Annotated in this window: 10 protein-coding genes and 1 riboswitch; of the genes, 7 read left to right on the plus strand and 3 right to left on the minus strand. The window is 30.9% G+C overall.

The genetic code is table 11. The features are described from left to right. From ACMOUI_RS09515 to thiM, 4 genes are all read left to right on the plus strand, one after another. On the plus strand, positions 1–1392 hold a 1392-nt coding region (locus tag ACMOUI_RS09515; protein ID WP_418965464.1), incomplete at its 5' end, for an amidohydrolase. 86 nt (positions 1393–1478) lie between these two features. Continuing rightward, the gene (locus ACMOUI_RS09520; protein WP_418965465.1) at positions 1479–2093 is read left to right on the plus strand and encodes a hypothetical protein; all 615 of its coding nucleotides are present in this window, start codon (positions 1479–1481) and stop codon (positions 2091–2093) included. A gap of 24 nt (positions 2094–2117) precedes the next feature. Beyond that, a riboswitch (TPP riboswitch) is annotated at positions 2118–2215 on the plus strand. A 90-nt stretch (positions 2216–2305) separates the two neighbouring features. After that, positions 2306–3112 carry a bifunctional hydroxymethylpyrimidine kinase/phosphomethylpyrimidine kinase gene (gene thiD, locus ACMOUI_RS09525; RefSeq protein ID WP_418965466.1) on the plus strand — a complete coding sequence of 269 codons (807 nt, stop codon included), beginning with the start codon at positions 2306–2308 and terminating at the stop codon, positions 3110–3112. Then, complete coding sequence (gene thiM, locus ACMOUI_RS09530) at positions 3105–3932, plus strand: hydroxyethylthiazole kinase (RefSeq protein ID WP_418965467.1); 828 nt, start codon at positions 3105–3107, stop codon at positions 3930–3932. Before thiD ends, thiM begins: the two co-directional genes overlap by 8 nt. Here thiM and ACMOUI_RS09535 read toward each other — a convergent pair. Continuing rightward, positions 3925–5226, minus strand: coding sequence for a basic amino acid/polyamine antiporter (locus ACMOUI_RS09535; RefSeq protein ID WP_418965468.1), 1302 nt, complete (start codon positions 5224–5226; stop codon positions 3925–3927). The genes thiM and ACMOUI_RS09535 overlap by 8 nt on opposite strands. Positions 5227–5539: 313 nt before the next feature. Here ACMOUI_RS09535 and ACMOUI_RS09540 point away from each other — a divergent pair, with 313 nt between their 5' ends. Beyond that, positions 5540–6022 (plus strand): hypothetical protein, encoded by a 483-nt coding sequence (locus ACMOUI_RS09540; protein ID WP_418965469.1) that lies wholly within the window; start codon positions 5540–5542, stop codon positions 6020–6022. Positions 6023–6067: 45 nt separating this feature from the next. Here the strand turns inward: ACMOUI_RS09540 and ACMOUI_RS09545 are convergent, their stop codons facing one another. Next, positions 6068–8197, minus strand: coding sequence for a TonB-dependent receptor (locus ACMOUI_RS09545; RefSeq protein ID WP_418965470.1), 2130 nt, complete (start codon positions 8195–8197; stop codon positions 6068–6070). Positions 8198–8314: 117 nt separating this feature from the next. Between ACMOUI_RS09545 and ACMOUI_RS09550 the strand changes: the two genes are divergently transcribed. Beyond that, positions 8315–9544: a coproporphyrinogen-III oxidase family protein gene (locus ACMOUI_RS09550; protein WP_418965471.1), complete on the plus strand. Its 1230-nt coding sequence runs from the start codon at positions 8315–8317 to the stop codon at positions 9542–9544. A 16-nt stretch (positions 9545–9560) separates the two neighbouring features. After that, positions 9561–10067, plus strand: a complete 507-nt coding sequence (locus ACMOUI_RS09555; RefSeq protein WP_418965472.1) for a flavodoxin family protein — start codon at positions 9561–9563, stop codon at positions 10065–10067. Between the two features lie 42 nt (positions 10068–10109). Here ACMOUI_RS09555 and ACMOUI_RS09560 read toward each other — a convergent pair. Continuing rightward, a partial coding sequence (locus tag ACMOUI_RS09560) for a thioredoxin family protein (protein WP_418965473.1) occupies positions 10110–10605 on the minus strand: 496 nt, incomplete at its 5' end.

Consider the following 10605-nt stretch of genomic DNA (forward strand, 5'->3'; position numbering starts at 1 on the left):
AAAAAATATTTAAAAGGTGTATTATTATTGGGAAGTTTATTTGTAGTTGGTTGTAGCGCTTTAGTTGAAAAAAAAGAGCAAGCTAATATAATAATAAAAAATGGTACTCTTTTAACAATGAATGAAAAAAGAGAGATTATAGAGAATGGAGTTATAGTTATAAAAAATAACAAGATAATCTCAGTAGGAAATGAAGATCTATTAAAAAAATATAGTGCAAATAAAGTTATAGATGCTGAAGATGGAATTATTATGCCTGGAATGATAAATACTCATACACATGCATCGATGACAGTATTTAGATCTTTAGCAGATGATGTACCAGATAGGTTGAATAGATATATTTTTCCTTTAGAAAATCAGATGGTAAGTCCAGAGATGTCATACATAGGAGCTAAACATGGGGCTATGGAGATGGCTTTAGGTGGAGTAACTACTATGGTGGATATGTACCTATTTGAAGAGAATGCTGCAGAAGCCGTTAAAGAGGTTGGACTTAGAGGAATTATGACTCAAAATATAATTAAATATCCAACAGCAGATGGAAAGGAAAAAGGAGAAACTTTAAATAGAGCTATCGCTTTTGTTGAAAAATATAAAAATGATGAGTTAATAACTCCTGGATTTGGGCCTCATGGTCCTCATACTGTAACAAAGGATGAGTTATTAAAAATAAAGGAGCTTTCAAAAAAATATAATGTACCAGTTTCAATGCATGTGGCTGAAACTGATGGTGAGTTTGATAGAATAAAAAAAGAGTATAAAATGACACCAGTTGAATACTTGGATTCTTTAGGGTTATTAAATGAGAGATTTATAGCTGCTCACAATATCTTTATAACGGATAGTGATATAGAGTTAATGAAAAAAAGAGATGTTGGAATAGCTCATAATATGGTTGCCAATATCAAATCAGCTAAAGGAATTTCACCAGCCTTAAAAATGCATGATATGGGATTGAGAGTTGGTCTTGGAACAGATGGTCCTATGAGTGGAAATACACTGGATATAATTAGTCAGATGGGATATGTGGCAAAACTTCATAAACTGGACACAAAAGATAGGTCTGCATTACCACCAAAAAAAGCTGTTGAAATGGCAACTATTGGAGGAGCAAAGGCTATACATAGAGAGGACGAGTTAGGAAGTTTAGAGGTTGGTAAATTGGCAGATGTGGTAATAGTAGAGACAAAATCTGTAAATATGAACCCAATATATGATCCATATTCAGCTTTAGTTTATTCAGCTAATGCAAGTAATGTGGATACAGTAATAGTAAATGGAAAACTGATAGTAGAAGATAAGCAGATTAAAACTGTGGACTCTAAAAAAGTGATTAAAGATATCACTGATTTTAAAGAAAAAGTTCAAAAAGTAGCAGAAACTCTATAAAATTAGTCAAAATTATGATATAATATATCCTGTTTTTAAAAAGTTATTAAACTATTTAAATATACAGGGAGGAAACTAATCAAAGTATGCTAGAAAAATTTGTAATTTTAATTACGTTATTGTATTCTACAGTCACATTTGGATACGAGGATACAAAAATCAGAGAGATTATTATAAGTGAAGTATTATCTCATGAGGGGGATAAACTTGTTAAAACACAAAAAGAGCTTTCTAAATATGGAATAAGAAATTTTTTATTGATTGAGTATAATAAAAAATTTAATAAGAATTATGAGATAAAAACTCTTACAGAGGATCAGGCTAGAGAGATAGCTGAACATTTACTGACAGAGTATCGATTAAATGAGATTAAGCATTCATATTCGCAGATGATGATATTTGATATATTTTTTAACGGTGGATATAATGCTGGAGCAGTTATAACGCAAAGAGCCTTAAAGAGATACAGACCATCAGAAAATATAGTTGTAGATGGAGTCTTGGGAAGTAGAACAATTGCAGTTATAAACTCAGTTCAAGATCATGAGAAGTTTATAGATTTAATAACAGAGGAAAGAATAAACTACTATAAAAGCTTAACCAGTTGGGAGCTATATGGAAGAGGTTGGGAAAAAAGAATCCTTTCATATAAAACTAAGTTAAAAGAGATGGCTATGGTTGACAATGGTAGTAGAATATAGTATATTGTGTTTAAAAGAATAAAAAAAGTTTACTAGGGGAGCCTATTGGCTGAGAAGTTTATAACTGACCCTTTGAACCTGATCTAGTTAATTCTAGCGTAGGGAAGTAGCAAAATAGAGTATTTTTTAGTTAAACATCTAACTATAATTTATAATTGAGCTATCCCTATTTGGGGATAGCTTTTTTTATACAAAGATTCTAGGAGGTAAAGATGAAAAAAGTTTTAACTATAGCTGGATCTGACTCATGTGGTGGAGCTGGAATTCAAGCTGATTTAAAGGCTATGAGTGCTCAAGGTGTATATGGGATGAGTGTTATAACGGCGATTACAGCACAGAATACCAAGGGAGTTTTTGCAGTTCAAGAGATTGATTTAGATATTATAAAAAAACAGATAGAAGTTTTATATGAGGATATAGATATAGATGCGGTAAAAATAGGGATGTTATCCAGTAGTGATATAATAAAAGTTGTTTATGAAACTTTAAAAGATGTCAATGCAAAAAATATAGTTATAGACCCAGTGATGGTTTCAAAAAGTGGGTACTATCTTTTAAAAGAGGAGGCTATAGAGGCATTAAAAGAGTTTTTAAAAATAGGAACTCTAGTGACTCCAAATATTCCAGAGGCGGAAATTTTAGCCAATATGAAAATAGAAAATGAAGAGGATATGATTTTAGCAGCTAAAAAGATTAAAACTTTGGGAGCGAAGAATGTCTTAATGAAAGGTGGACATAGAGAGGACAATTGTACAGATATTCTTTTAACAGATAAAGATGAAGTGATAAAGTTTTTAGGAGAAAGATTTGAAACAAAAAATACACATGGAACAGGGTGCACTCTTTCATCAACAATAGCCTCTTATATAGGAAAGGGATACTCTGTGGAGGAATCGGTGAGATTGGGGAAAGAGTATATAACTCAGGCCATAAAAAATTCATTTTCCATAGGAGAGGGAGTTGGACCTGTGGGACACTTTATTGATCTTTATAAAAAGGCAGGTGTTGATTTTGAGTAAAAAAATTATAGATAAAGAGATGATAGAGAGCGTAGTTTCAGCTTTAAAAACTGTAAAAGATAAAACACCTTTAGTTTATCATCTAACAAATATGGTAACTATAAATGATTGTGCTAATATAACTCTAGCTATTGGAGGTTCACCTTTAATGTCTTTTTGCATTGAGGAGATAGAGGAGATAACTAAATTTTCATCAAGTGTGGTTTTAAATATAGGAACTATGGACAAAAGTATGAAAGAGATGGCAATTGAAGTTGGAAAGATTGCCAATAGGTTAGGAAAACCAGTCGTTTTAGATCCCGTTGGTGTTGGAGCTACAAAGGCTAGAAAAAATCTTATAAAATCGCTGTTAAAAGAGGTAAAGTTCTCAGTTATAAAGGGAAATATGGCCGAGATAAAAGCTATTTTAGATATGGAATCTCTAAGTAGAGGAGTGGACTCTTTGGAAGGTAATGACAGTGGAGAGGAGCTAGTTAGATTAGCGTCAAAAAAATTTGATACAGTGATAGCTATAACAGGGGAAGTGGACTATATAGGGGATGAAAAAACTGTTTTTAAATTAAATAACGGGCATAAGATAATGGGATTAGTTACAGGAACTGGGTGTATGATATCCTCTTTAATAGGTTCATTTTTAGGTGGAGGAAACAGTCCAGTTGTGAGTGCAGTAGCTGGAGTATTGGCTATGGGAATAGCTGGAGAGTTAGCTGAGAAAAATTTTATAGGAACAGGTACATTAAAAGTAAATATTATGGATAATATCTCCAATCTAGATGAAGATATAATAAGAAAAAATGAAAAATTATCCTCTGCTATATAGCAGAGGACTTTTTTTTATATAGATAGAAAGGGAAGCCAATTAGGTATATAGCTAGAGTTTGAACCATATAGTTTTTACCAGCTGCATAGACCATCCAAAAACAATAGATAATGGCTAAAATGCCATATAAAATATGTATCTTTTCATCTTTAAAAGAGGAGATTTTTAGAAGAAAAAGAATGGAAAAAATATATGGAAGAAGCATTAAAGCTGCTGCAGAGTTTGTTATTATAAGATATACGTTACTTGAAAAAAGGGATAATACAAAAGCAATTTGCTTAATAAAAGCATTAAAAATCAGTGCATTTCCAGCAGCCCCATGACTATTTAATTTTTTAAAAAAACTTGGAAAAAGATTGTCATTGGATATGTTATAGGGAATCTCTGCGGCTATAATTGTCCATGTGATCCACGCTCCAAAAATGGAGATTAAAACCGATATATTTATAAAAATAGATCCCCATTTTCCAATGACAGATTCTAAAATATATGCTAAAGCGGGGTCTTTTAAAGTTGCAAGTTTATCAGCTGGAAGGATACCATAACTGAGAGTAACAATTAAAATATATAAAAAAAGTGCTATAAAATAACCTATAAATGTGGCTCTACTGACATCATTTTTATTTTTTGCTCTTCCAGAGATAACAACAGCACCTTCAACCCCTATTAAAGCCCATAGAGTTTGAAGCATACACCCTTTAATTTGAGTGAAAATATCCCCTTTATAAGTTAGTTTTCCCCAAAAATCATTTGTAAAAATATCATATTTAAAGAAAAAAAATAGGAAACATATGGACATGATAATGGCTGAGACTTTACCTAAAGTGGCCAAAAAATTAAAAAAATTATAAGTTTTAATTCCACGCATAACAATGTAGGAGATAATCCAGAGTAGTAGAGTTCCTAGAGCAAAACCTTGAGGAGTTTTTACCCCTACAATAGATGGGAAAAAATAACTGAGGGTTTGAACAATAAGAACAGGATAACTAGCATTACTAACCACACAAGCTACCCAATATCCCCAAGCTGAAAAAAATCCAGCTAAAGGTCCAAATCCCACACGAGCATATTCATAGATTCCATTATTTAAGTCACTTTTTTTTAAAAGTAGAGTTTGATAAACTTTAATTATAAAAAATACACCTGAAGCGGATATGCTCCAACCAATTAGAGCAGCACCAATGGATGAGGTCTTTGCAATCTCTTTAGAAATATTAAAAATACCACCACCTATAACTGAACCAATCACTATTCCAATGAGCCCAAATAAACCTAATTCTTTTTTTTCAATCATAAGAAGCCTCCTACCTTTTAGTATTAGTGAGAAAATAGAATAAGTTTGGTAAAAATTAAACACTATTTTTCTTTAGAAAATTATTTTGTACCTTTAGATAAAATACTTTGGCATAGATTAAATTCCTTTAAATTTTTAAATAATTTTATTTTTAACCTTAATTCCTATGTTTTGAAGCATAATAATACAAATTTAATTGAAAAAAATATAGAATTTAAGTTGAAGAGCAAGGAAAAATTACGATAAAATTGTATATAAAAATAGGGAGAGTTAAAAATAAGGAGGTCGTTTATATGATGGGACGAGTAACAAATTGATTGATGTAAATAATTTTGAAAAAAAGCTATTAAAACACGGTAAAATTTTAACATTAAAACCCAAAGAGGAGAGTGTAAACAACCTTTTTTTAGAGAGAGGACATAGTCTAGAACATTTGAAACTGGATTCTCAGAATGAGGGTGAAAGATATGAAGGTATTGCTAGAGAGAGTGTAGTTAAACTTATGAGAGGTTTAAAAGATAAGGAGAGATATATTGGAATTTGGGCTTTAGATACTCTTTTGCACTTGGATCGTCTAGATTTGTACTATGTTTTAAATAAATTTTATCAAGTTTTAGTTGAGAGGGGATTGTTGTATCTCTCTTTTAGAATAGGGGAACAGGACTATTTTAAAGAGGGTAGATGGCACACATGTTTCACTGAAAAGGAGCTAGTTGACTTAGTTGGATTTACTGATTTTGATATTTTAGAAATGAAAAATCAAAATGAATATATCAATGTCATATTAAAAAAATAGAGCTATTTATTAAATAGAAAAAGGGGTTCATTAGAACCCCTTTTTTTAAAGTGATATAGTTCCAGCCAAATAATAGTTTCTTTCAGGAGCAGGAATAGCACTGTCTTTAGTTTCTGAATAGTTATAATGCTCATTAAATATATTGTTGATACCTCCACTTAGAGCGAAGTAATCATTGATTTTATATTGAAGAAAGAGATCTGTAAAATGATATCCAGATATCTTAGTAGTAAAGATACTGTTATTTTGATCAAACTCTCTAACTGTTGATTTTCCTATATAGTTAAAAGATAGACCACTACTGAATCTATCTGTAAATTGATAAGTAGCCTTTAGAGTCAATTTTCCCTCTGGAGCTAGAGGAACCTTTTCACCTTTAAACACTCCACTAGTTATTTTTGTATTAGTGTATGTGATACCCTCACTTAAAGTTAATTTAGAAAAGTATTGTTCACTGAAAAGCTCAGTTCCAACTCTTCTTGTTTTGGAGAGATTCTCATATGACCACCACTTAGTAGCTGGATTATGTACATTTCCTTGAATTAAAGTTATCTCATCATCTGTAAAAGTTGTAAATATGCTCCAAGAGACATAGGTATTATCTATAAAATCTCTAATTCCAATTTCAAAATTATCAGAAGTTTCCGATTTTAAATTATTGCTTGTATACTCTAAATTTTTAGTTTTATTTGTTATTTGACCTGGTAGAGGAGAGATAAATCCTCTTTCATATCTAGTAAAAATAGTTCCTGTATCGCTATAGGAATAGTTTAATCCCAACTCTCCGGCAAAGTTATCGGAGCTTCTACTATCTTTAATAGATTTGGAAGTCTTTATAGTCGGCATTGGAAAAGCAACAATATTAGTTTTACTTACTCTATCTCCTCCAAAGTCTGAGTGTTCATATCTTAGTCCAGTAATTAGATTTAATTTTTCATTTAATTTATATTTGTTTAATCCATAAATAGCATTGGTTTCTTTATAGATATCATTGAAAATATCTATATTAATTTTGCTGTTTATACCCATATTAAGCATAGGTTTATTCGCAATTAAAGGGTAAAATTGACCAGCAGTGGATACATAGCTCACCCTTTTTAATTTTGTTTTATTGTAGTCATATCCTAGAATAAACTCCCCATTGTCATATACATACTTTCCTTTGGTCTTAATACCCTTTGATTTCTCATCAAATCTACCGTCCATTTTAGCTGGTAAATCATATCCAATTAGATTAAAAGGCATTGAACCAATTTTCTCCATTCTATAGTCCATGGTAGAGGTTTCAACAAAGTTTCTTCTATATCGCTGATCATATAAAGTTGTTAAAAATGTAAACTGATCATTGACCTTTAACTCATAATCAAGGGAATAACTCTCTCTATCACTATGACTTTCTACTGGAAAACCAGAGATTTTTCTATTTTTGTCTAAATCTGTTTTTAAAGCTGGGGTAGATGTATCATCATTACCTCTAAATTTAGTTCCTTGAAAATGGATTCGTTGATTGGGACTCAATTTATAGTCAAATCCTCCAGTGAAACTTCCATTTTCTCTTTTATCTCCGTCTCTATAACCATGTCCACTTAAATATGAGTATCCAGTATTTACATATAGTTTATCGGTTATATTATATCCAGAACTAAAAGCTGTTTTATTTGTATTATAGGAAAAATTACCATAATTTAGAGTAAAATAGTCCTTTCTTTCAGTGGCTTTTGTAATTATGTTAACAACGCCACCAGCAGTACCAGAACCATTTAATACAGCTCCACCCCCTGGAATAAGTTCAATTCTTTCAATGGAATAGACAGGTATAGTATTTATAGGTAAAGTTCCCATAGATTCGTCAATGGGATTAATAGATATTCCATCAACTAAAACTTTAACTCTAGAGATTGCACGCTCTCCATTTCCCCTCAGGTCAATAATTGGTCCAAAATAAGTATCCTGTATCACTACATTGGGTGAATCTCTAAGAACTTCTTCAACATTTTTATACTCTTTCTTTTCTAAAGTTTCTTTAGAGATAATAGTAACATTTTTATTTTCTTTATTTAGTTTTTCTTGAAAACCAGTTGTAGAGGTGATGATACTTTCTTCAAGATTGATACTTTGTTCTTGAGCTATTGCCAAACTAGTAACAATCCAGAGAAATAAAAATATTTTTTTCATAAAATTAATACCTCCCATAATTTAAATTGACAAATTTCAAATAAATCACTATAATTATAATATCAATTAATTTGAAAGTCAAATCTTTTCAGAATAAATAATTTTAGGAGTGGGAAAATGTTTGAAATAAGGTATAAATCACACCATGATGTGAAAGATGTAATTTTATCAAAAAATAAGAGAAAATTAAAATTACCAACTACATATTGGAGAATGATGGAAAAAGAACCACAAGATTTAGATGGAGGGATATATGTTCATGTTCCATTTTGTGATAAAATTTGTTCATTCTGCAATATGAATAGAAAACAATTAGATAATGATTTAGAGGACTATACAAAATTTCTAATAAAGGAGATTGATAGGTATAGAGATAAACCTTATGTACAGAAAAAAAGATTTTCAGTGATATTTTTTGGAGGGGGAACTCCAACAATTCTAAAACCACATCAACTTGAAAGGGTTTTATCCAATTTAAGAGAGGTATTTCCTCTTGGAGAGGACTATGAATTTACCTTTGAAACAACGTTACATAATTTGACTTGGGAAAAACTAGAGATTATGAAAAAATATGGAGTAAACAGGCTGAGTATAGGGATTCAAACATTTTCAAATAGAGGTAGAAAACTACTAAATAGAACATATGAGCAGGAGTTTATAAAGAATAGGTTAAAAGAGATCAAAGATAGATTTCAAGGATTAGTCTGTATGGATATTATATATAACTATTTGGACCAAAGTTTGGAAGAGGTAGTTGAGGATGCTAAAATAGTGGAAGAGATATCTCCGGACAGTGTAAGTTTTTACTCTTTAATGATACATGATGGGTCTGAAATTTCTAAAGATTTAAACACAGGAGAGAGAACTTTTAATTATAAACTTGAAAAGGATAAAGAGTTACATGATGCTTTTTTGAACCATTTACTTGAAAGTGGTTACACTGTATTGGAGCACACTAAGTTAACTAAGGGAACAGATTCATATAGATATATTAAAAATGTGCATCAACTAAAAGATTTAATTCCCATTGGAATTGGCGCTGGTGGTAGAGTTCAAAATATAGAGCTATATCACTTAAATAAATTGGTGACATTTTATTCAGAGGATTCAGATAGAATGATGAAAATGAAGTTAATATCGGGGCTTTCTCAGTATGAATATGTAGATTTAAGTGACTTGAAGAGTATTGTGGGAGAAAAATATAGTGAGATATATAAAACTTTGACAGAGTTGGAAAAAAAGGGGTATATATATTTGGAAAAAGATAGATATAGATATACTAAAAAGGGTATTTTTTGGGGAAATAATATATCGGCACTTTTAGTTGATACATATATTAAAAATTAGTATATAGGGAGGGAAAATGAAGAAAACAGTTTTAATCTATTCATCATTAACTGGAAATACTAAAAAGGTTGGAGAGGCAATTTTTGAAATATTAGAGGGTGAAAAAGATATATATTCAGTGGAGGAGTTTGACATTAAAACACTGGATAGATATGACAGAGTTATTCTTGGATTTTGGGTGGATAAAGGTGTTGCTGATTCACGTATTAGAAAACTAATTGGAAATATTGAAAATAAAGATGTGGCATTTTTTGGAACTTTAGGTGCGGAGCCAAACTCAGATCATGGCAAGAAAGTTTATAATAGAGTTGCAGAGTTATGCAATAAGAAAAATAGATTGATTGGAGGATTTTTATCTTTGGGTAAAATTTCAGAAAAACTGGTTGAAAAGATGGGGAAATTCCCACTTAAATTGATTCATCCATTGACACCAGAGAGATTAGCTAGAATTGAAAATGCGAGTAATCATCCAAATGATGAGGATTTTGATAATGCAAAAAAATATTTTATGAGTATTTTATAAAAAAAAGAATAGCAGCTCACAAAAAATGTGAGCTGCTATTTCTTACTTTAGCTTTTCAATAATATCCTCTATGGTTTGCTTTCCAAATGATACATCACTATCATCTATAATTAAAGCGGGAACTCCCATGATATTATATTTATTTTTTAACTCTGGAAATTCGAAGATATCAATCATTTCAGCCTCGATATTTGGATTTTCAATAGCCAATCTCTGTGCTCCTATAACCACTTCTGGACAAAGGGAACAAGATAGTGAAACAGCAATCTTAAGAGTTGTTTTTCTGTTGATACCTTTTATTTTATTTTTGATATTTTCACTTAACTCCTGTCCAGGACCAGCGATATTATATAGAGCTAAAATAAATGAATTTAACTCATGTCCACTTGGTAGACCAGAGAATTTAACTCCTCTAAACTTATTACTAGAATCTAAAATTGCGATAGTTGGAGAGAAATTCAAAGATATATCTCTTTCCAATTCTGGGTTTTCACCTAATTTATAAGTTTTTAAATCTATTTTATCAGAGATACTGGAA

Origin of the sequence: Cetobacterium sp. (assembly GCF_048470075.1) — a bacterium.
Lineage (GTDB): Bacteria > Fusobacteriota > Fusobacteriia > Fusobacteriales > Fusobacteriaceae > Cetobacterium_A.